The organism is Cyanobacterium sp. uoEpiScrs1 (assembly GCF_947331815.1).
In the GTDB taxonomy this organism is placed as follows: Bacteria; Cyanobacteriota; Cyanobacteriia; order Cyanobacteriales; family Microcystaceae; genus Rippkaea.
On record NZ_OX373462.1, the window covers coordinates 1337162 to 1358843 of the forward strand.

Here is a 21682-nt window from a genome sequence, read left to right on the forward strand (position 1 = left end):
AAATTTGGGATAATGACCATAACCAAATAAACGCTAAATTATGCCCGATTGGAAAATGCCCTTTGATCGCCCTTCTGAATCTGCTACTGTCCTTCCCGAAGAGACGCAAGGAGGGTTAGGTACTTTTGGCGGAGTTTACACCCCTTCTATTTTGACCATTCTTGGCGTAATCATGTATCTCCGCTTTGGTTGGGTGGTAGGAAATGTAGGGTTATTAGGAACACTATTAATTGTCATCTTGGCTAACTGCATCACCTTTTTTACCGCTCTATCAGTGTGTGCGATAGCAACAGACAAGGTAGTAAGAGCTGGTGGGGCTTATTATATGATAAGTCGCTCTTTAGGCGCAGAAACAGGAGGTGCAGTGGGAATTCCTCTCTATTTTGCTCAAGCTCTTTCTGTTGCTTTATATACGATTGGGTTTGCTGAAAGTTTAAACGCCGCCTTTCCCCATCTGAATCAACTTTATGTAGCGTTGATGGTGACGAGTTTAGTTGGAATATTGGCGTTTACTTCAGCCAGTATTGCCATCAAAGCGCAATATTTTATTATGGCTGCCATTGTCTTGTCCTTAGTATCATTCTATTTTGGACACCCAGTAGAAGAAACCCATATTGAATTATGGGTTAACAATAAAGCTCCTTTTTGGACGGTTTTTTCTGTATTTTTTCCAGCGGTAACGGGAATTATGGCTGGAGTCAATATGTCGGGAGATTTACGAGATCCAATTAAGTCTTTGCCCAGTGGAACTTTATGGGCTGTTGGGACCGGATTTGTTATCTATATGACTTTACCCGTTTTTATGGCCATGCGAGCCGATAGTATAACTTTAATTGCAGAACCGTTGATCATGCAACAGATGGCTGTCTGGGGTCCTTCAATCTTATTGGGGGTATGGGGGGCAACCCTTAGTAGTGCCATTGGTAGCATTTTGGGCGCACCTCGTATCCTTCAGGCATTAGCTAGAGATGGAATTTTACCAAAATGGATGAGTTTCCTTGGGCAAGGAAGTGGACCTCAAGACGAACCTAAAATTGGGACTTTAGTGACCTTAGTCGTAGCGATAACAGCTGTTTGTATCGGAGATTTAAATTTAATTGCTCCTGTCCTGACGATGTTCTTTCTGACTACTTATTTAGTATTAAACATGTCAGCAGCTATTGAAGGATTTTTACAAAGTCCTTCTTTTCGCCCCTCGTTTAAAGTTCATTGGGCATTTTCCTTAGCTGGGGCAATCGGCTGTTTAATCGTTATGTTTCTGATTGATGCTGTTGCGACCGTTGTGGCAGCGATCGTGGTAATTGGAATTTATTTTTGGGTACGTCAACGAGAATTAATAGTAACTTGGGGAGATGTACGCCGAGGAATTTGGATGGCTCTGTTAAGAACAGCAATTCTACAAACAGATCACACTGACGATACTAAAAACTGGCGACCTCAACTCTTAGTTCTGTCAGGGGCTCCGACCAAACGCTGGACTTTAATTCAGTTAGCAGAAGCATTAACCCATAATCGAGGTTTAATCACCGTATCAAGTGTTCTTCCTATTGGTTCACGAGATATGGCTAAACAGGCGATACTGGAAAAGCGGATTCGCAATTATCTACAACGACGAGGTGTACAGGCGTTAGTTCGGTTGGTTACCGCCCCTGATCCTTTCGATGGAGCAGAAAGACTTGTAGAGACTTACGGGTTAGGATCTATTGTCCCTGATACAGTATTATTGGGGGATTCTCAACAATCATCCCACCGTGATCGCTATTGTCAAATGATTGCTAACCTCCATCGTGCCCAACGCAATGTTGTCATTTTGCGAGAAAATACTAAGCTCGATCAAAACCCTTTTGTGGAATCAAGACACCGTCCCTGTTATATAGATATTTGGTGGAGCGGGGGAATGCAAGGAAATGGTAGTCTAATGCTGATTCTAGCCTATTTATTGCGTTCCAATCCGAACTGGCAAGATGCGGAGATTTGCCTTAAGTTAGTGGTTACTGATGAAACAGGAGTTCAAGCAGCCCAGGCTAATTTAGATAATTTAGCTAAACACTTAAGGATAGGCGCTTTATCAGAAGTAATTTTGGCTGATGGTAGAACATTCGCTACAATTCTTAAAAAATCTTCTATGGGAGCTGATTTAATCTTTTTAGGAATGGCTAGTCCTGGAGAGATGTTTATGCAATCCTATGAAAAGTTACAAAATTGGACAGAAAATTTACCTACATCAATCTTTGTTCTGGCTGCTCCAGGATTTGATTTTGAGGAAGTATTGGGAGAGAACTAGGTAAAATAACTTAAATACTTCGAATACCCAAATAATATAGCAATGTTTATCCTATAGTCCTTAGGTAAAACTGCTATTATTTCTTTATATTTAATTATGACTTCATATGTCTTTGTTTGTGTTGAGGAAAAACTACTTTGACAACTTTTATTTAATCATTTTTATCAAGAAAACTATGAAAGAAATATTAAGCTATAAAGTTTAGGTAGAGAGTATATGTATGGTACTTAATTAAGATACCAGGAAATTATTATCTTACAATAGTTTATGAATCACGTCGTTGCTTATACAAACCAATAGTAGAATATTTTCTTGTTTAATGGAGATATTACTAGTAAACTTAACTTCAATATTCTAGAGTAGAATCAACCATCGCATTTATGTAATATATTTTTTAATATTAAGTAGGGTCCCTTTATTTTTTTGTTAGTTTTATTTTTATCGTCAAATACAAATCATGTATTTTATTACAGAAATATAGTTGCTGTCTAAATAATTTTAATATAAAGCATAAGCAGAGAGTAAATATTAATTCTCATCACAAAACATTAGTTTGTTACCTGTTTCTGTGAAACTCTTGAGATTCTAACTGTTTGAGATATCTGATTACCCTATACTTTAAGCTACAATGCAGAATGAACCGCTCCGCACTTTCTAAAATATGCTCAACATATTTCAAAATCAACTCTATTATCTTGAACAATTTGCCGATCAATTGGTTTCTTTTCATCTAACTCATCTTAATTGGCTTAGTTTAACAGTTGTTTTTATTTCTGGATTGTTAACCAGTTTAACTCCTTGTATGCTATCAATGCTACCTATTACTATTGGCTATATTGGTGGTTATGAAAAACAAGGAAGAAAACATGCAATTATACAATCAGCTTGGTTTTCTTTAGGTTTAGCTACTACACTGACAGGATTGGGAATTATAGCAGCTTATTTAGGTAGAATATATGGACAAATTGGAGCTGGATTACCAATTTTTGTAAGCTTAATTGCAGTTTTAATGGGGCTAAATTTATTAGAATTGATTCCTTTAAAACTACCTTTTTTTGGTAAAAGTGAATTGATAACTAATAACTTACCAGCGGGGATACGTTCTTATTCTATTGGTCTAACCTTCGGACTAGTTGCATCTCCTTGTAGCACTCCTGTGTTAGCGACTCTATTAGCTTGGATTGCATCGACTCAAGATTTATTATTGGGAGGAATATTATTGCTATTTTATACAATAGGCTATGTCACTCCTCTAATTGTAGTAGGAATCTTTACTGCATCTCTAAAAAGATTATTAGAATTACGTCGTTGGTCAGTTTGGATTAATCCGGTGAGTGGTATTTTGTTAGTTAGTTTTGGAATCTTGTCCCTTTTATCTCGCTTACCATTCACAAGCAGATAATTGACAATAGACTAATTATTAAGAAAGTAAACTGTTTGGATTATATTTTAATTTATAATAATTCCAGAAAACTAAGATTAAATAATAGTTATCTAATAAAAATGTTGATTTTTAAGAGAGATTTTAACCATGTCCGTTTCTGATTTATATCAAAAAACATATGTTTTTTTATTCTTTAAGCAAACATGGCAACAAACTATTAAGATAGTAGCTGATTTACGGCTAGCTATTGTCCTGATATTAGTTATCGCTCTATCTAGTATTAGCGGAACTCTAATTGAACAGGGAGAAAGTCTATCTTTTTATCAAGAAAATTATCCTCAAGAGCCTGCATTATTTGGTTTTCTTACGTGGAATATTATCCTAATTTTAGGATTAAATCATGTTTATAGTACTTGGTGGTTTTTAGCTTTATTAGTTTTTTTGGGCACTAGTCTTGTTGCTTGTACGTTTACTCGTCAATTTTCTGCCTTTAAAGCTGCTCGTAATTGGAATTTTTATCAACAACCTCGTCAATTTCAGAAATTGGTCTTAAGTGGAGATATTGACAACAAGTCTTTGACCAATGTCGTTTATTTATTAAGAAAACGAGGCTATAAAGTTTTCCAAAATGAAAACTCCTTATATGCCCGCAAAGGAATTGTAGGTAAAATAGGACCGGTTATTGTTCATGCTGCTATGTTAATTATTTTAGGGGGAGCAGTTTGGGGTATATTTGCAGGGTTTTTTGCTCAAGAAATGATTGCCAGTGGCTCTATTTTTGAGGTTAAAAATATTTTAGAAGCCGGACCCTTCTCAAAGCGATTAATTCCGACTGATTGGTCTGTTAAGGTTAACAAGTTTTGGATTGACTATACTCCTAATGGAGATATTAAACAGTTTTATTCTGATCTCTCAATCGTAAATAATCAGGGAGAAGAATTAAAGCGTAAAACTATTTTTGTCAATAAACCCTTGCGATATGATGGAGTCACTTTTTATCAAGCAAGCTGGGGAATTGCTGGAGTAAAAGTTCAAGTCGATAAAGGTCCTATTTTTAAGATTCCCATAGTCCCCTTAAACACCCAAGGACAAGGTAAAATATGGGGAACTTGGATTCCGACTAAACCTGATTTGAGTGAGGGTATCTCCTTGTTGACTAAAGACTTACAGGGAACTGTGATTATCTACGATAAGAATGGAAATCTTTATAGTGCAATTCGCCCAGGGATGACAGTTAATATCAATGGGGTTACTCTTAAGGTTTGTGAATTAATTGCGAGCACAGGACTACAAATTAAAGCTGACCCGGGGATTCCTCTTGTTTATACTGGATTTGGGTTATTAATGCTTGGGGTAATTATGAGTTATATTTCCCACTCTCAAGTCTGGGTTTTACAACAGGAGAATCGTTGTTATATTGGCGGTAAAACTAACCGAGCACATGTTAGTTTTGAAAAGGAATTAGTGGGAATTTTAGACGAATTAAAAAGTCAGAAAATTGAATCTTAATTCTCGGAGTTTTGAAGATAAAAATCAGGGACTTGATTATTCTTCTTCTATAGAAGAAAATTTTTGCCAAAATAGTTGAATAGCTAAAAGAATTAACCCAAAAGCCACAAAACTGAAAACAAAAGTGCCCAAAGAGGCGATTCCCATCACTAAGGTTCGTACCAAAGAACCTATTCTCAAGACCAAAGGATTATTAGATATGAGGGGTTTAGCTGCAAAGCTTTTAATAATAGAGAAAGTGAGAGAATAACAGCCAAATGCCAGAAATCCTGAAATGGTTGAACCTACTAGACAACGTAATGGTGTTACTTTTTTTGTTGTGGGGCTATCTTTGTCACGATTAGGTGTGGGGATATTTGCCATGAATAGTAGAGTATAGGATATAGGGTAAACGATAACTTTAATTGATAATATGATTATTTCAGACGATGTAGACGTTCTTGTAGAATTTCTACTTGTTTTTGGGCTTCAATCAAAGAATCCTTGGCTCCCTCAACTACTTTTTGAGGAGCCTTATTAACAAACCCTGGATTATTTAGACGAAGAGTAAGAGATTTTACTTCAGCTTTGATTTTACTTAAATTTTTTTCTAGTTTACCTTGAAGACTTGCGATATCGACAATACCCGATAATGGAATCAACACCTGAACCGTTCCCACAACACCGGCAATGACCTGTCCCATATCTAACTCCAATTGGGGTGTAATAGTCAATTGTTCTACTTTTCCTAAATCCTGAATATATATCTTAGCCGACTTTAAAATTGTTCTTTCAATTTCATCTTCACTTTGTAGGATCACTGAAACTTTCATACCGGGTTTTATTTCTGCTTCGGCTCTTAAATTTCGCAGAGTGCGAATAGTTCCGATAATAAGGTCAAATGACTCTTCTAATTCAGTATTAATGAGTTGGGTGTCATAAGTAGGATAGCTTTGTAAAGCTAAAAAGATGTTGCTAGTTTGACCTAAAGTCTGCCAAATTTCTTCAGTAATATGAGGCATAAAGGGATGGAGTAGCCTCAGAATATTATCAAGGATGTAGGCTAAGGTCTGTTGAGCAACTAAACGCGGTTCGCTGTCAACATCCTTCCACAGGCGAGTTTTAACTAATTCGATATACCAGTCACAAAAGTCTCCCCAGATGAATTCATATAACCCTTTAGCCGCTTCTCCTAACCCATAAGTTTCAATATAGTTCCTAGTTTGCTGAACTAGTCTATGAAAACGAGATAAAATCCAGCGATCGCATAATTCTAATTGTTCTACTTTAGGAAGTCCCAAAATCTGAGGAGTTTTGTCTTCTAAATTCATCATGACAAATCGCGCTGCGTTCCATAATTTATTGGCGAAGTTTCGAGAAGCTTCGACGGACTCAGATTCGTCGGTTTTACGATTGTATTGTAGGCTAATATCTTGTCCCGCTCCTGCAACTTCCCGAATTAAAGTATAACGGAGGGCATCAGTTCCATAATTTTCAGTTAAGACCAAAGGGTCAATCCCATTATTAAAGGATTTAGACATCTTCTTTCCATTTTCATCTCTAACTAACCCGTGTATATAGACATCTTTAAAAGGTATTTGATCAGTAAAATAACCTGCCATCATAGTCATACGAGCAACCCAAAAAAAGATGATATCAAAACCTGTAACTAAAGTGCTAGTAGGATAATAGACTTTCAAATCTTCGGTATTTTCGGGCCAACCTAATGTTGAAAAAGGCCATAAACCTGAAGAAAACCAGGTATCGAGAACGTCGGGATCTTGTTCTAATTTAATCGCCCCTCCATATTTTTGCTGAGCCTTTTCGATAGCTTCTATCTCATTATTCGCCACAATAAACGGAGTGTCATCTGTAATTTTGTCGTCAGTTTCACTAATTACATACCAAGCAGGAATTTGATGACCCCACCATAATTGACGGGAAATACACCAGTCTTTTAATTTAATCAACCAATCTCGATACACTTTTGTCCAATGTTCAGGAATAAAACGGGGAGAATTATTCTCATCTAGAAAAGTTAATGCTTTTCGGGCAAGAGGATTGATTTTAATAAACCATTGGGTTGACAATAAAGGTTCGACAGGAACTTTACCACGATCGCTATAAGGCACTGTATGGCGATACTCTTCTACCTTGCTCAGAAATCCTTCTTGTTCCAGTTTCCTAACAATATTTTTCCGTGCAACATAACGGTCTTGTCCTTCAAATATTCCGGCATTTTCATTCAATGTGCCGTCTTTATTCATGACATTAATAAAGGGTAAATTATGAGAATTTCCCATCTCAAAGTCATTGCGGTCATGTGCAGGAGTCACTTTAACGCACCCTGTACCAAACTCAGAGTTAACTAACTCATCGGCAAAGATAGGAATGTTTCGACCAACAAGAGGTAAAGTTAAAGTTTTTCCAATCAACTTTTCATAACGTTTATCCTTAGGATTAACTGCTACCCCTGTATCCCCAAAAATCGTTTCAGGTCGAGTAGTTGCAACTTGCACAAAACCACTACCATCGGTTAGAGGGTAACGAAAGTACCATAGATGACCATCAACTTCTTTGTTTTCTACTTCTAAGTCTGAAACAGCAGAAAGAGATGCAGGACACCAATTAACTAAATAATTTCCTCGATAAATTAACCCTGCTTCGTAAAGGCTAACAAAAGCTTTTCTGACTGCTTGAGAGAGTTTTTTATCAAGAGTAAATCGTTCCCGTGACCAGTCCGCAGAAAGTCCCATCCGTTTCAACTGGTTGACAATTTTTCCCCCTGACTTTTGTTTCCATTCCCAAGCCTGCCGGAGAAATTCCTCCCGACCTATGTCATGGCGGACTTTACCCTCTAGCTTTAATTTATTATCAAGAATGGTATGAACTGCTATACTTGCGTGGTCAGTTCCAGGGAGACAGAGAACATTATAACCGCACATCCGATAATAACGTATAAGTACGTCCATTAAACAGTCTTCAAAGGCGTGACCCATATGGAGGCTTCCCGTGACATTAGGTGGGGGAATAACGATAGTATACGGTTTTCCTGGATGATTGGGGTCTGCCTTGAAGACTTGGTATGTTTCCCAAGCATTCTGCCATTTAGATTCAGTTGTTTTAGGGTCGTATTGGGGGGGTAAAGCAGATGGGTTTACGGTCATGAATAATAGAAAGGTATAGGTATAATTATTCTCTTCATCAAATTGTGCCACAATTAGGATAAGTAATTCAATTTAATACTCTTTACTAAAAATATATATTTTTGAAAGTCACAGTCGTTTTTTCTGTGCATAACCTTTGATTTTTTTATTAAGATATACTGGCTTCTAATTTACTATTAGATTTACATAATTATTTTTTTACTTTGCCAATAAACTCAAATTTTTTATAAAAGTAAGTGAATACAACAAGAAACAAATAGCAGTTAGCGATTCAAGAAAATTGTTTCCACAATATATTTATCTACATCTTTGGATATAGATAAATATATTGTGGAAATATCAGTTTATTTTAATAATTGATTAGAACTGGATAAAAAACAACTTTAACCTTTTTTAAGTACTTAAAAAAAGTTAGTTATATAAATAATATTAAGTAGTGTACCATTCAAAGAGCTGGCTAAAATTGTTAAAAAAAAATTAGGCAAAAATATTTCTAACATGAGAAGGATATTAGAAGGACTTCTATTTAATTAAATAAAGGAGTATAAAAAGTTTAAGAGATCTAAATTTACTAAATTTATCAAAAAATCCATATATAAAAATAATTTTTATATATGGATTGTAAAATAAATCAAGCTCACTTTTTATTTTATATAAGACTTATATATCTAGTTGATAAGACTTAGTATATAAATTATCTATTCACTAATCTTATTGTTTTAGTTTAACCAAGTCCATGGATAACTAATTCATAATAATCTTGGTGAATTGCTTCAAGATTATTTTGTAATTCCTGTGCATTAACTAAACCTACACATCCCGAATATAAACATTGTCTATGTTTATTTACTAAAAAAACATAAATAATACTAAGAGAATTTTTCCAAATATGAATACTTGTTCCATCCTGAAATAATAAATAAACTTGTGACCTCTTAAAGTCAAGGTTTTGGGTGTCTGTTATTCCTGGAATTGCTTGTAAACGTTCAATTAAAACGATTGACAAGTCTTTTTTAGGAGTTATTCTAATCGGTAAAAGGTTCCAAAATTTTTGAATAATTTTCACAACCTGAGGAGAGGTTTTCAGTTCCTGATGGGAGAGATTAGGTAGACAGGTGAACATACCAAGTACGATTTGAGTTGTCTCAACTCCTATGGCTCCATCACTTTTATTCCCAATATCTCCCGCGATTGATAAAATTGGAATAGATTGAGCAATTTTTTCAGTAATAATTTTGCGACTTCTTAATAAATATTGAGCTGTTTTAGTCTCTGAAGATTTAAATATACCAAACGAGTCAACTCCATTAATCGGACAGCCAATCAAAACAATGGAGTTGATTTTTGACCACAATTCTGGATGTTGATCGACAAAGTCTAACCAGAGTAACCCCCCTAATGAATAACCAATAATACGCCAAAGTGTATCAGGATAGCTATTTAAAACCTCCGCTACTTTTTGTTTAATGAGTTTAAGAATATCTTGACTTTTAATCCATGTTCTTAAACATCCAAAATTTAGAGCAACAATTTGATCCTTTACTGTTTTTAAGACTTTTGCAAGTTCTAGGATATCTTGATATGTGTTAGTCCATCCATGTTGTACAAATAGGATACAATCTGGAGAGTCAATCATCATTTTAAACAATAATATTGCTTGGCAGCCAAGACAATGGCTTGGGGTAAAATGATATGTTCCTGAGCCTGAATACGAGCCTGCAGTGTCTCTGGAGTATCATTGGGTAGAATAGGAACAGCAGCTTGTGATAGTATTAGCCCACTATCAACTTCTGAACTAGCAATATGGGCTGTACATCCGGTAATTTTAACACCTGCCGCTAATGCTTGTTCGATGGCGTGAATGCCCTTAAAACTTGGTAATAAGCTCGGGTGAATATTAATTATATGGTCAGGGTAGGCATTTAATAAAACATGAGTAACAATGCGCATCCAACCAGCCATAACGACCCATTCTACATGGTGCTGTTGCAAAGTTTCAAGAATAGACTGATCTAGGTCGCCTCGTCGTTTAAATTCGCGATGATTAAGTAATACTGTCCTAATCTTGAATCGTTGTGCTTTTTCTTTGACTTTGGCTTCAGGATTATTGTAAATCAATACTGGAATCTCGGCATTCAGTGTACCTTTCTGTATTGCCTGAACGATAGCTTCAAAATTTGTACCACTTCCTGAAGCTAAAATCCCCAATTTTAGAGGATGTTCTAACTCAAGTTCTTCAGAAGATACTCGAGGAGAGATGAAATTTGGAATAGACTGAGAAGAAGCATAAAAATTCATGGATATTCTAGACAGTAACTAAACTTAGTATACAGTTAAATATTAGTTATTTTCGTATAATTGAAACTGTTTTTTAATTATTTTTTGAACTTGACTAATAGTAGGATTTATTTCGTAAGCTTGTTGTCGTATGTCATTTGAATATGCCTGCTGTTCTTGTTCAATCATAAAAATATCCTGTTTGACTAGTCCATCTAACATTTTTTGTGCTGATCCAAACAAACTATTTTTAATCCAACGTCGGAACCAGATAGGTAGTTTATGAAGTCGCTCAAAAGCATTCAAAGAAGTAAAATGAATTAAATAGGCGCGAGTATGATTATTATTAATAGGACAGAGCAAACAATAGATCTTAAAATCATCTCCTAGTGTTGACATCCAATGGGGATAAATATAATTAACTTGTAAAAGATCAGAATGTAATTGCCGTAAACGAGGAAAAAACAGTTGAAAGATAGACCATATTTTATCTATTTTATAATAACTTTTAATTTCATATAGGGCGTCTACCCGTTTCTCATTAGATGTTAGTTTAACTAACTTAGCTGAATTCCACGCTTGATAGTTTTCATGTAAATGTCCATGATACATATCCATTAGATTCTCGATCAAAAATGAGAAATGTCCTTGACATTCAATGATTGAAACAGTTGCAATATAGTTGAGATGTCCCCATTCAGGAATTTTTAACGGTTGCCCAGACGTTCTTTGTAATTCTTTTGGGTCTCCTAAAAATACCCAAATAAATCCATCAGACTCCCAAGCCAAGTAGGATGTAATTTGACAATTAGGTAATTTGTTTCTGTCATTCAAATAGGGAATGAATATACATTTTCCTTCACTGTTAAAACGCCATCCATGGTAGGCACACTCTAAGTCATTTCCAATAATTTTACCACTACTAAGTTTTACTTGACGATGAGGACAGCTATTCTCAATAGCTTGGATTTTTTTCTGCTCGTCCCGATAAAGTACGATAGATTGTTCCCAAACCACAACTTCTAACGGTTCACTAGTCACCTCTAAACTTTGAGCCACAACATACCAGTGATCAAGATTGATTCCACAGGTACGAATATCAATGGATGAGTTTATGTCGGTTAAAGATTTAGTCATCGCCCTATGTAGTTCTTAGGCAGCAATTTTTGAAGCTATTTTAAATCATTTGCTTTCAACATAACACTTAAATAAGATAATGTGGAGTGTTCTATTTTTAGGTAATCGTTATAAACGGGAGTGAAGTTAATCGCCTAAGCATGGATATTAAATAAAGTGAATAGTAGCAAAAAATATCTCTATCTATGTAGATTTATGAAAGTATAAAGTCTTTCTTAAAGTACTTATAACTAGAGCTAATTCAAGATATTCAAGTACTTTTTCTCTTAATTGTCTATGGCTGGAGGTTTGATGGAACTGAGTGTGATGACTCTATCTATTTTTTTATCCATGAAGCTATAGTTAATAAGATTTAATATAAGTAAAACCTAGACAATAGACTTTTTATAAAAAAGCCTATTTTGATTTAATCTTATCACAGTCGATCCGGAATAGAAAGAAATCTAAATTTCCCCCATTGCTAATTATTGGGGACAGAGATAATGTAGAATCAGGGACTACTCCAGAAGGGATTCATATATTTTTAATTGTAACCTTTCTATTTCAATTGTTAGAACGATTATGAGATTAGCAACTAAAATCGAAGCCATTCTCTATTTAAAAGGTAAACCCTTGTCTTTGACGGAAATTGCCCAGTGTGCTGATTGTAAGGTGGACGAGGTGCAAGAAGCTATTATCGAATTAATGTCAGATTATGCATATCGAGACAGTGCGTTAGAAGTACTAGAAATGTCCCAAGGATATAGCCTACAGCTAAGGTCAATCTTTAACAGTCTAATAGACAACTTGATTCCGGCAGAACTGAAAAAGGGAACCCTTCGAACCTTAGCTGCAATTGCCCTCAAAAATCCAATTGTACAAACCGATCTAATTGAACTAAGAGGTAGTAGTGCCTATCAACATGTTCAAGAGTTAGTTGAGTTAGGATTTGTTCGCAAGCGCCGCCATGAAAATGGGCGATCATACTGGCTAGAAATTACTGACAAATTCTATCAGTATTTTGAAATTGACCAACTTTCTCGACCGATGTTTTAGTAAACATCATCTAGCATTTCTTCCTAAAAATATATACTAATTTTTAACAAAATTAATAATAGCCATCAAACACCTCTTAATTATCAAAAAAACTAAGGAAGTTCACTTCTCATACTGAAAATATTGCAAAATATGAAGACAAGACTAGTTCGTTTTATCAAATACATGTGACTAATCAGTTTACTCAACTGAAAGATTTTATTAGACAATTGATTGCGACCTTAATAGCTACAATCGTCATTGTTCTTATATCAGTGATGAGTTTGTATTTGTATCAAGTATCTGATCTCTACGTTAAAAACGTCTTATCTCTTGAAGGAGATGTGAACAAGGGACGAGAGATCTTTGAAGTCAACTGTATAGGATGTAATGGATTAGAAGTAAATGAGAGCTTAGGTCCTAGTTTGTATCATGTCTATCAACATAAGTCTAAGATTAAGCTGATACATCAAGTAACCAGTGGAAAACACTGTCTATGCTAAAATTTAAACTAAGTTCTCAGGAAATGGCAGATTTGCTTAGTTGTTTAGAGTATCTTTAAGTCAAAATATTATGTTTTGGTATGATGGGAAATTAATGGAAACAGAGACAATTTCTATTAGTGTAACCGAACCTGGTTTAATTTATGGGGCGACAGTATTTACAACTTTACGAGTTTATCAAAAATCTCTCGATCATCGTTTAACTCAGTGGTCTACTCATTGTCATCGACTAGAATGTAGTTTAAAAGCTTTTGGCTGGATATCACCTAACTGGCAACAATTGCGTCGAGAAGCTGAGGTATTAATTGACTATTACCCTGTCTTAAGATTAACAATTTTTCCCGATGGTAGAGAATGGATTGCTGGACGTTTTTTACCTAAAGATTTAGAACAATCTCAACGACAAGGAATCAAAGGATGGCTAGCTAAAGATAATTTATATAAACGATCTTTAGCTAATTATAAAACTGGTAACTATTTAGGGACGTTTTTAGCTTCACAAAAAGCCCATGAATTAGGTTTTAGAGAGGCTATCTTAGCTGACAACCAAGGGAATTGGTTAGAAACTAGCACAGGAAATCTTTGGGGATATAAACAAGGACAATGGTACACACCTCCTATCGAAGAAGTAATCCTCCCAGGAATCGGGCAATCGCAGTTATTATCTTGGCTAAATCATAAACAAATTTCTCTCAATCAAATCCAATGGAATTTAGATTTGATTGAGAGTCTAGATATAATTGCCTATGGCAACAGTATAGTTGAAATTATTCCTTTTGCCTCAATTAAAATGGAAAGAAAAACCCTAAATTTTGATACATCTCATTCGGAACTTAAACAATTACAAGATTATTATATATCTGACTGAATTAGAGAAAAAGTAGTAGCAATTTCAGGTTAGTAAATATTAGAAATATTAGTAGCTTAAAGAAATAATTATATTTTATAGAATAAATACTTGCACCAAGTAAGTAGATAGCTATAGAAACTTTTTTATGGCTTACTATTTATTTCCATTTTGGGGTTTCTATATTTAAATATAGTATTTATGCTTTTTATTTAGTCAATTCATACATAGATACAGTTTAACCTTGACACATCTTATTCTTGTAAGTCTATTAGTTTAACTTTCAGTTAGGCTCAGTCTAGCGCAATACTCTCTTGAAATTATTATTATATATTCAAAAATATTTATAATCACTCGATTATAATTAATGTCTTATACCGAAACCAAAAACTTGAATAATAGTAAGTGAATAACACGTTAATTTTTGCAAAAATTACTTATACTTTTTATCTCTGACTTTAACAATTATACTTTCAGTCAAATTTTAGCACTGAATATAATACCTACATGAACAGGAACACAATAGTAGTTTGTGTTCCTAATTGTTCCGAAACACTACTAAATAAATTCATCTAATTAATGAAACTCTTTTCAGAAGTTCCCTCATGAATTGTTTTAACCCATTTAAGACGTTTAGGAAAAATTGACATTCTAATCGTCACACTAGGAATAATAATAAACCAGTGCATCATATAAAAGGTTCCTTTCAAAGATAACCAAGTTAACCGAAACACATCTACAATCCTTAAATTTTCTGTCTTTTCACTGCGGCGTAATCCATTAAATACTCCCCAAGAAGATAAAGATAAAACCAATATATTTAATGGACTAAAAATAGGTAAATGACGACATATAATTACCATTAAAAAGTCAGGAAACACAGCCATTAAGGTCAAATACTGCATAATAATAAACGATAGCATATCAACCTTTTTTGTCCAGCCAATATGCTTATTAAGAATAAACCGCCAATAATCTAAATATCGTTGATATCCTCCCTCTCCCCAGCGATTTCGTTGATGCCAAAGAGATGTAATTGTTGTTACCCCTTCTTCTTCTACAGCAGGAGCGGATAAAAAGCCAATTTTCCAATTATCCAAATGTAACCGAATGGTTAAATCAAGATCATCTGTAATTGTTTGCTCATTCCATCCCCCACAACGAGATAAAGCTAAACGTCTGACAAATTGTCCATTGCCGCGCAGTTCTCCAATTCCCCCGAGTGCAACCCGTTGCTGTTGAAAATAACCATCGAGCGCCATCTCTACTTCTTGTCCCTTTGTCCAAAAATTCAGAGGCGCATTAGCAATATTTTTACGAACTTGAACTGCTCCTACCATTTTGTCTTTAAATAAAGGAATCACACAGCGTAATAAATCTTGAGAAACCTTAGCATCTGCATCAAAAACCGCAATAATATCTCCATGAGTCTGGGATAAAGCTTGATTTAACGCCCCTGATTTCCCTCCTTCTCCATTAGCCGGACGACGAATCACATTGAGTTGAGAATACTTTTTACCTAGTTGCGTTAAAATCTGGGGGGTGTTATCAGTACTGCAATCATCAACTACCCATAGATTATATTTATCAGTAGGATAATCCAAATTACACAAAGTCGTTATCAATTGTCCGATAACTGCCTCCTCGTTTTTCGCCGCTACTAACAAAGAAACTGAAGGAACATGACCATTAGCAATGACTTCATCAGATAAGGGACTTGGTACATCCTCTGGTTTCACGATTATCAATCGTAACGCTTGGATAAAAAATAACCCAGTCACTCCTAAAATTACCCAAGTACCCCAAGTTACTAAATGAAGAACAATGGTGATCCCCCAAATAGCCATAAGAACAAAGGCAGCTTTTTTGCGTCGTCCTGATAATCCTTGAAAAAAATCGTTTTTAAATTCTTCTTCTTCGTCTTGGGGGTCAGACCATTCCGATAATAATGAACTCAGGGGATCCAAGTCCTGATCAGCTTTGTCTGACCAATAATTATTTTGCATAAGTCGGTATTTCAATTAATTTGTTTGCTTTGATGCTAACAACTCCCGTTATTCTCTTTATTCGTTTGTTGTCTGCTTTACACTTCAAGATTTTATTTTAACGGAGAATGTAAATTTTGTTTTTGGTGTTTTTTAAAGTTCATTTTGATTAAATATTAAAGATAAAAAGCTATAATGGAGAGGCTATACTCGCGCTTTAGCAACTGTTAGAATAAAAGTGAACTATTTATTATTACTTACTTATCCTAACAAATAAGTCTATATATTTTATGCTAAGTGATATTGTTACGATTACTTTTCTACTATTAGGTTCAATTCTCTGGGTAGAAATTGTTCGAGATTGTTACCATGCGTTGTCCCATCATTGGATCCCTTTATATCGTCTTCATGCTTGGCACCACCGTGTATTTCGTCCTGACCTATCCTATGTTAGCGACGATATTTATCGTAAGGCTAATTGGTATAATGATCTTCCAGAAGCATTAGTAATGTTTATTTTTAGCCTGATTCCTGGGGTAATATTTTTTTGGGGAGGTGTTCATTTCAGTTGGATGACCTGGGGAGGTTCAGTATACACGTTAACCTTTTTGATTGGAGCAATAGCACGTGGTATCGGAGTTCCCTACGCAGATCAATTAACGGATATTACCCATCGTCAAGGAGAATTTGTTAACATTCCCGGGAATTGGTTTGTTAACCGTCCATACCATTGGCGACATCATTTTGATAATCAAAAGGCTTATTATTGCGGAACATTTACCTTAGTCGATAAACTTATGGGAACTGCATTTTCCCTGAAAGGGAAAACTATTGCAGTTACCGGTGCATCAGGAACTTTAGGAATCTCACTTTTAAAGCAGCTCTACAGTAATGGGGCAATACCGATTGCTCTCACCTCTAAATCTCAATCTATTGAGATAGAAATTAGAGGTAAAAGAGTACCTGTAAAAACACTAACTTGGCAAATTGGTCAAGAATTAGAACTAATAGATGAGTTAAAGTCAGTCGATATTTTGATTCTTAATCATGGTATTAATGTCCATCATAAAAGAACTATAGAAGCTATCAATAGCTCTTACGAAGTAAACACATTTTCTAGTTTGCGGTTGATGGAGTTATTTATCACTACCATTAGAACAAATAAAGATAGGGTTTGTAAGGAGATTTGGGTAAACACATCTGAAGCAGAAGTTAGTCCCGCAGTTAGTCCTCTTTATGAGTTAAGTAAACGGGCTTTAGGTGATCTAGTTACTTTGCGTCGTCTGGATGCTCCCTGCGTAGTTAGAAAATTAATTCTGGGACCATTTAAAAGTCATCTTAATCCCATTGGTGTAATGTCTGGAAATTGGGTTGCCAAACAGATTATAAAAGCAGCAAAAGCAGATAATCGTAATATAATTATTACTGTTAATCCTATCACATTTATTGTATTTCCTGTTAAAGAATTAATTGTTTGTTTATATTTTAAACTCTTCAGTAGAAAAGCAAATAAAATCTAAAAATATATCAAGACAAATGGGAATTAAATAAGACAAAACAATTATTTTTTTACTCATACATAACAATATTTCTTTTTTAATACTCTTTTTCTAAAATAATTAAATTCTCATATCTGTTTATATGTTTTTTCTTGGTTTTTAATGTCCTTACACAAAATACAATTAATTGTTTTAATTTTATTGAGTTCAATAAATTACCTAGAATCGATAATTATTTTTACTTTTCAAAAAAGTTTAATATATCTGGTAGTCACTTTATTTAATTTTAAATTGCCTTTGTTACTATTCTTGAATGGTATGTTTATTTATTTTTAAAAAGTGTACTTTTTTTATTAAAAATATAGACTGTATTGTCTAAGAAATTAATTTTTAGATAAGTAAATCAACTTTGATATATCTAAACAATCTATTATTATTATTGAAATAATAATAGATTGTTTTATTTTCTTTAATTTACACTATATTAATATACATTACATTTTATTCAGTAATTTTATACTCAATAATCAAGATTATTGATTTGCTAGATGATTTTAGCTATTTTATCGTTACCGGATAATCTTCTGTTCTATTCTTAATTATTAGCAAATAGATAGCTTTACTAAACTTAGTATATTAAATAATTAACTTAGATCACTTAAAAGTATTATTTGAAATTATTTATCCCTCAGAAAGTTTACTTACTACTCAAATAATTATAAAATTAGAATATATCAGGGCTTAATAGATTTTGGTTATCCTGGATTCTATAGGACTAAAATTATTAGAATAAGAAAATTAGTTTTAACTAAAAAAAGTCTTTTAATATGAGCGTTAAATTTTAAAGGTAGGACTGAATTATTAATGACTAATTTTGCGATCCAAGTTAAAGACTTAAGCTTTGGTTGGGATAAAAACTCTCTTGTGCTGCGATCATGTTCTTTAGAAGTTCCCGAAGGAGAGTTTTGGATGTTATTGGGCACTAATGGTAGCGGAAAATCAACTCTCTTACGATTAATGACACAATTATTAACTCCTCAAGCAGGAACTATCAGCATGAATCCTCCTGTTGGATTTGTTTTCCAGAATCCCGATCTTCAGTTAGTTATGCCCACTGTTGGAGCTGATATTGCCTTTGGGTTAGTTCCTGAACGTTTATCCCCCATTGAAGTCCGTAAGCGTGTCCGACAAGCTTTGTCAGCCGTTAATCTTCTAGAATTAGAGCGACGGCCTATATATGCTCTTAGTGGAGGTCAAAAACAACGTATAGCTATTGCTGGGGCTATCGCCCGCCGTTGCCGAGTTCTTCTCCTTGATGAACCTACTGCTCTTCTCGACGTTGATACCCAATTAGAATTAGTGATTAAGGTACAACAGCTAGTGAAAAGTCGGGGTATTACTGCTTTGTGGGTAACACATCGATTAGAAGAGTTAAATTATTGCGATGGTGCTTTCTTATTAGAAAATGGAAAAGTAATAGACCGAGGAGATCCTAACCGTCTAAAAACCAAATTAGTTTCAGAAACTTCTTCTTAAAATAAAAATTCTTTGTTAGGATCGGAGGACATTTGCCTTAGAAATGTCTTAAGCATATATGGCCACTTTTAAGAAATATGATTACTCCTGGCAATCCTTTATTATTAATCGATGGTTATAATATTATCGGGACTTGGACCTCTTTAAAAAGAACTCGTGATCGCCATGGTTTAGAATCGGCAAGACGAGAATTAGTGGAGGCGCTGATCAATTACATAGCCCATAGTGGTTATCAAGCCAGAGTTGTTTTTGATTCCCAACATCGCAAAACGCCTAGTTCTTTAGAAAAACATTCTCCCAATTTATCCATACACTTTACTGCTTGGGCACAAACAGCCGATACGTACATTGAAAAGGTATGTGCATCTTTTTTTCATAGAACTAGCCCCACTCCACCTCGATTAATTGTCGCTACATCGGATCGAGATCAACGTTTGACAGTAGTAGGCTATGGCGCAGAATGGATGTCAGCCCAACACCTAGCTAATGAGATTGATATATCCACTTATCGAGTTAGACAGAAACAACAGCCTAGTAAACGTAGTCAAGGTCGTTTTTTGTTTAACTGTCTTGATGCCAAATCTCAGGCGCGTCTTACTCAATGGCAACAAGAAAAAAATTAACAATGATGACTTCATCAATTAGATTTCGGGAATTTATTAGCAGATTTTTTGAGAACATACGTATTCAATGAGTCTAAAATTAGAAATTGTTAGAAAATTGACCAGTTAAGAGTATTGACATCAGCAAAAATCATTGCTAGATTAATAGACGTGTCAAAAACAAGCCCCCATCGTCTAGTGGCCTAGGACACCTCCCTTTCACGGAGGCGACAGGGATTCAAATTCCCTTGGGGGTACTTTTCAGAGAAGAGATAAAGAGATAAGGAGTAAGACTTCGGTTTTGCTCCTTACTTGTTGCCCAATAATAGGATACCTTTAAAATTTGAGTTCTTCTAAAAGCTTTGTCTAGCGCGGTATGTTTTAGAAGTTTGAAACTTCTTTGTCTTTGTGGGGCAAGTTTTAGTTGGGTTTTTTTACAATTCCTATGAATAGGATCGCATCTGTTTTGTGATCACGAATCGTACATAAAAAGGGTCGATTAACGATCATAGTAAATTGATCTTCTAGAGGGAATACAGAAGTCACCCTTGCACGAATAGAACTAGAGGCAGCTGATTGTGTTCCTCTCTCATTAATCTCCACTAAAGTTTTATGTCTCATACGATTTACATAAACTTTACGAGATGTTAACTGAGAAAAGTTAGCTGATGATTGTTCAAACATTGAGGATATTCCTAAAGATCTTAGAGCTTTTTCCATGTCAACTTCATAGGATAAACTAAAGCGAGGTAGTTTTAAGTTTCCTTGTTGTTCGCGGAATTGTCCCATCCATTTTTTCCACTGACCTACTGTTAACTGTGAAACTAAGTCTTTTATCTCCTTATCTGGTTGAGGGAGAAAAATCTCTAAACTAAAACGTTCCCCTGTGTAAGGTAAACTTATCGCTTGAAATTCTGATGTTTCTAAATAGCGGTACTTGCCTTCACGAGACATCAATGGAAATTGAATAACTTGATTGTTACTTAAGTAAAATGGCTGTTGTTCAGTTAAATGAGGTTCAAATTCTACCTGCCAAACTCCTTTAAAATAAATTGCGTTGACTAAAAACAGTACATCTTCAGTACTAATTTGTTCAACAATCTGGGGGATTTTACCCTGAGTTTTATCCTTTACCCAACGATTAATAATTCCCGCCGACTCAGAACTTTTAAAATCCAAATTAGTAATTTGAGCCTGATAGTATTCTTGATTAGTTTTAAGGAATTGATAACGAAAGGAAAATCCTTGTCTAGTCCAAAGTGAATTAGCAATTGCCAATTGACCACGATAATCATTCGTCTCTAAGGATTTTTCTAGGGTTTTATTTGCATGATTAAAAGCATTAAGATTAACTCCTTTAATCCCTAGGACACTAGACATTTCTTGCTGAGTAGCTCCGCTTGCACCATTGTAAAGCATAGATAGAGCTAGAGCTATACTAACAGGAGAAACCGCAATATTTTGTTCAGAATTTTGTTTAGCTAGGGTAGAAAAGAGTTTAAACCCAAATTTCATTTGAGCATTTACCAGTTTCTCCTTACTCAGAGACTTTTTTGGAAAAAATATCTTTGGGGAAACTTCTTGCAGTGCTTGAGCGTCTGCTAATATACTGAGGACCTGAATTTTAGATGAAGGAATAAACCAACTCAAGACGAATAAACTTAGAAATCCAAAAGTTGCGATTAAAGTCTTTCGATTCATCATTACTATCACTCCTATTTATCACCCAGCAATGTTTAAGGAAACCCACCCCGAAGCTTTTTGGTTTGTGCTTTTAGGGTAACTCTATGCTTTGTAATGAGATTTTTAGACACAGCCCCCTTCTTTCGAGGATATACTTGATTGCTAAACATAAACCCTTAGAATTGTAAACAAATAATTCTAACCGTTAAAGTTGCACCTAGTTTGGGACAAGGAACGGAGGTAAGCTAAAAATCGTGAACATTGCAGAAATCATTG

The 21682-nt window shown here is 34.8% G+C and carries 16 protein-coding genes and 1 tRNA gene; 10 read left to right on the forward strand and 7 right to left on the reverse strand.

Annotated features, from left to right (window positions below; all coding sequences use genetic code 11):
• Positions 1-55: 55 nt before the first annotated feature.
• From OXU93_RS04710 to OXU93_RS04720, 3 genes are all read left to right on the forward strand, one after another.
• On the forward strand, positions 56-2284 hold the full coding sequence (locus OXU93_RS04710; RefSeq protein WP_267384794.1) for a Na-K-Cl cotransporter: 2229 nt from the start codon (positions 56-58) through the stop codon (positions 2282-2284).
• A 661-nt stretch (positions 2285-2945) separates the two neighbouring features.
• Positions 2946-3686 (forward strand): cytochrome c biogenesis protein CcdA, encoded by a 741-nt coding sequence (locus OXU93_RS04715; RefSeq protein ID WP_267382812.1) that lies wholly within the window; start codon positions 2946-2948, stop codon positions 3684-3686.
• 129 nt (positions 3687-3815) lie between these two features.
• Positions 3816-5177: a cytochrome c biogenesis protein gene (locus tag OXU93_RS04720; RefSeq protein ID WP_267382813.1), complete on the forward strand. Its 1362-nt coding sequence runs from the start codon at positions 3816-3818 to the stop codon at positions 5175-5177.
• Positions 5178-5213: 36 nt separating this feature from the next.
• Here OXU93_RS04720 and OXU93_RS04725 read toward each other — a convergent pair whose 3' ends face one another.
• From OXU93_RS04725 to OXU93_RS04745, 5 genes are all read right to left on the reverse strand, one after another.
• Positions 5214-5540, reverse strand: a complete 327-nt coding sequence (locus OXU93_RS04725) for a DUF3082 domain-containing protein (RefSeq protein ID WP_267382814.1) — start codon at positions 5538-5540, stop codon at positions 5214-5216.
• A gap of 53 nt (positions 5541-5593) precedes the next feature.
• On the reverse strand, positions 5594-8323 hold the full coding sequence (locus OXU93_RS04730) for a valine--tRNA ligase (RefSeq protein ID WP_267384796.1): 2730 nt from the start codon (positions 8321-8323) through the stop codon (positions 5594-5596).
• Positions 8324-9047: 724 nt separating this feature from the next.
• Entirely contained in the window at positions 9048-9962 is a 915-nt protein-coding gene (locus tag OXU93_RS04735) for an alpha/beta hydrolase (protein ID WP_267382816.1), read from the reverse strand.
• Entirely contained in the window at positions 9959-10621 is a 663-nt protein-coding gene (purN, locus tag OXU93_RS04740) for a phosphoribosylglycinamide formyltransferase (protein ID WP_267382817.1), read from the reverse strand. The genes OXU93_RS04735 and purN overlap by 4 nt, the downstream gene beginning before the upstream one ends.
• A 42-nt stretch (positions 10622-10663) precedes the next feature.
• Positions 10664-11737, reverse strand: coding sequence for an aromatic ring-hydroxylating oxygenase subunit alpha (locus OXU93_RS04745; protein WP_267382818.1), 1074 nt, complete (start codon positions 11735-11737; stop codon positions 10664-10666).
• Positions 11738-12298: 561 nt separating this feature from the next.
• Here OXU93_RS04745 and scpB point away from each other — a divergent pair.
• The 3 genes from scpB (at position 12299) to OXU93_RS04760 (ending at position 14122) form a co-directional block, all read left to right on the forward strand.
• The gene (gene scpB, locus OXU93_RS04750) at positions 12299-12772 is read left to right on the forward strand and encodes an SMC-Scp complex subunit ScpB (protein WP_267382819.1); all 474 of its coding nucleotides are present in this window, start codon (positions 12299-12301) and stop codon (positions 12770-12772) included.
• Positions 12773-12939: 167 nt separating this feature from the next.
• The gene (locus tag OXU93_RS04755; RefSeq protein WP_267382823.1) at positions 12940-13254 is read left to right on the forward strand and encodes a c-type cytochrome; all 315 of its coding nucleotides are present in this window, start codon (positions 12940-12942) and stop codon (positions 13252-13254) included.
• A gap of 70 nt (positions 13255-13324) precedes the next feature.
• Positions 13325-14122, forward strand: coding sequence for an aminotransferase class IV (locus tag OXU93_RS04760; protein ID WP_267382825.1), 798 nt, complete (start codon positions 13325-13327; stop codon positions 14120-14122).
• Between the two features lie 551 nt (positions 14123-14673).
• Here OXU93_RS04760 and OXU93_RS04765 read toward each other — a convergent pair.
• Positions 14674-16107, reverse strand: coding sequence for a glycosyltransferase (locus OXU93_RS04765; RefSeq protein WP_267382827.1), 1434 nt, complete (start codon positions 16105-16107; stop codon positions 14674-14676).
• Positions 16108-16376: 269 nt separating this feature from the next.
• Here OXU93_RS04765 and OXU93_RS04770 point away from each other — a divergent pair, with 269 nt between their 5' ends.
• From OXU93_RS04770 to OXU93_RS04785, 4 genes are all read left to right on the forward strand, one after another.
• Positions 16377-17606, forward strand: coding sequence for a bifunctional sterol desaturase/short chain dehydrogenase (locus tag OXU93_RS04770; RefSeq protein ID WP_267382829.1), 1230 nt, complete (start codon positions 16377-16379; stop codon positions 17604-17606).
• An 843-nt stretch (positions 17607-18449) separates the two neighbouring features.
• Positions 18450-19121: an energy-coupling factor ABC transporter ATP-binding protein gene (locus OXU93_RS04775; protein WP_267382831.1), complete on the forward strand. Its 672-nt coding sequence runs from the start codon at positions 18450-18452 to the stop codon at positions 19119-19121.
• Between the two features lie 77 nt (positions 19122-19198).
• Entirely contained in the window at positions 19199-19744 is a 546-nt protein-coding gene (locus OXU93_RS04780) for an NYN domain-containing protein (protein WP_267382833.1), read from the forward strand.
• A gap of 163 nt (positions 19745-19907) precedes the next feature.
• Positions 19908-19980, forward strand: a tRNA-Glu gene (locus OXU93_RS04785).
• A gap of 163 nt (positions 19981-20143) precedes the next feature.
• Here OXU93_RS04785 and OXU93_RS04790 read toward each other — a convergent pair.
• Positions 20144-21427 (reverse strand): serpin family protein, encoded by a 1284-nt coding sequence (locus tag OXU93_RS04790; RefSeq protein ID WP_267382835.1) that lies wholly within the window; start codon positions 21425-21427, stop codon positions 20144-20146.
• Positions 21428-21682 lie beyond the last annotated feature (255 nt).

What these genes read in the sequence shown, in the direction of transcription:
- OXU93_RS04710 (WP_267384794.1), top strand. Translation starts at nt 56, where the DNA reads ATGCCCTTTGATCGCCCTTCTGAATCTGCTACTGTCCTTCCCGAAGAG.
- OXU93_RS04715 (WP_267382812.1), top strand. Translation starts at nt 2,946, where the DNA reads ATGCTCAACATATTTCAAAATCAACTCTATTATCTTGAACAATTTGCC.
- OXU93_RS04720 (WP_267382813.1), top strand. Translation starts at nt 3,816, where the DNA reads ATGTCCGTTTCTGATTTATATCAAAAAACATATGTTTTTTTATTCTTT.
- OXU93_RS04725 (WP_267382814.1), bottom strand. Translation starts at nt 5,540, where the DNA reads ATGGCAAATATCCCCACACCTAATCGTGACAAAGATAGCCCCACAACA.
- OXU93_RS04730 (WP_267384796.1), bottom strand. Translation starts at nt 8,323, where the DNA reads ATGACCGTAAACCCATCTGCTTTACCCCCCCAATACGACCCTAAAACA.
- OXU93_RS04735 (WP_267382816.1), bottom strand. Translation starts at nt 9,962, where the DNA reads ATGATGATTGACTCTCCAGATTGTATCCTATTTGTACAACATGGATGG.
- purN (WP_267382817.1), bottom strand. Translation starts at nt 10,621, where the DNA reads ATGAATTTTTATGCTTCTTCTCAGTCTATTCCAAATTTCATCTCTCCT.
- OXU93_RS04745 (WP_267382818.1), bottom strand. Translation starts at nt 11,737, where the DNA reads ATGACTAAATCTTTAACCGACATAAACTCATCCATTGATATTCGTACC.
- scpB (WP_267382819.1), top strand. Translation starts at nt 12,299, where the DNA reads ATGAGATTAGCAACTAAAATCGAAGCCATTCTCTATTTAAAAGGTAAA.
- OXU93_RS04760 (WP_267382825.1), top strand. Translation starts at nt 13,325, where the DNA reads ATGTTTTGGTATGATGGGAAATTAATGGAAACAGAGACAATTTCTATT.
- OXU93_RS04765 (WP_267382827.1), bottom strand. Translation starts at nt 16,107, where the DNA reads ATGCAAAATAATTATTGGTCAGACAAAGCTGATCAGGACTTGGATCCC.
- OXU93_RS04770 (WP_267382829.1), top strand. Translation starts at nt 16,377, where the DNA reads ATGCTAAGTGATATTGTTACGATTACTTTTCTACTATTAGGTTCAATT.
- OXU93_RS04775 (WP_267382831.1), top strand. Translation starts at nt 18,450, where the DNA reads ATGACTAATTTTGCGATCCAAGTTAAAGACTTAAGCTTTGGTTGGGAT.
- OXU93_RS04780 (WP_267382833.1), top strand. Translation starts at nt 19,199, where the DNA reads ATGATTACTCCTGGCAATCCTTTATTATTAATCGATGGTTATAATATT.
- OXU93_RS04790 (WP_267382835.1), bottom strand. Translation starts at nt 21,427, where the DNA reads ATGATGAATCGAAAGACTTTAATCGCAACTTTTGGATTTCTAAGTTTA.